The organism is Dehalococcoidia bacterium (assembly GCA_030018455.1).
Classification (GTDB): Bacteria; Chloroflexota; Dehalococcoidia; order DSTF01; family JALHUB01; genus JASEFU01.
In genome coordinates, this window is sequence record JASEFU010000022.1 from 1 (window position 1) to 368 (window position 368).

Sequence of the window (368 nt, forward strand, 5' to 3'; positions counted from 1 at the left end):
GCTCCAGTTCCGCGAGGATGGTCTGTACCGCCCGCGCCCGCGCGCTCTCGGGCGTGACGAAATGGCGGGCCGGGTAGACGTAGAAGTACTTCAGCTCCTCCCTCACCGCCCCCGTATTGCGATCGATCTCGCGGATCCGCTCCACCTCGTCGCCGAAGAGCTCGATCCGCATGATGTTGTTGAAGTAGCCCGGGACGAGGTCGATCACGTCCCCCTTCACGCGGAAGCGGCCCGGCTGGAGCTCCATGTCGTTCCGCTCGAACTGGATCTCGACCAGCCGCTGGAGGATGTCGTTCCTCGGCACCGCATCCCCCACCTTCAGCTCGAATCCCATGCTCCGGAAGTTCTCCGGGTTGCCGAGCCCGTAG

1 protein-coding gene is annotated in these 368 nt (G+C 64.9%); it reads right to left on the reverse strand.

Going from position 1 to position 368, the window contains the following annotated elements; translation table 11 throughout:
- Window positions 1-368: excinuclease ABC subunit B (locus QME71_11145; GenBank protein ID MDI6858854.1), on the reverse strand; the 368-nt coding region annotated here is incomplete at both ends.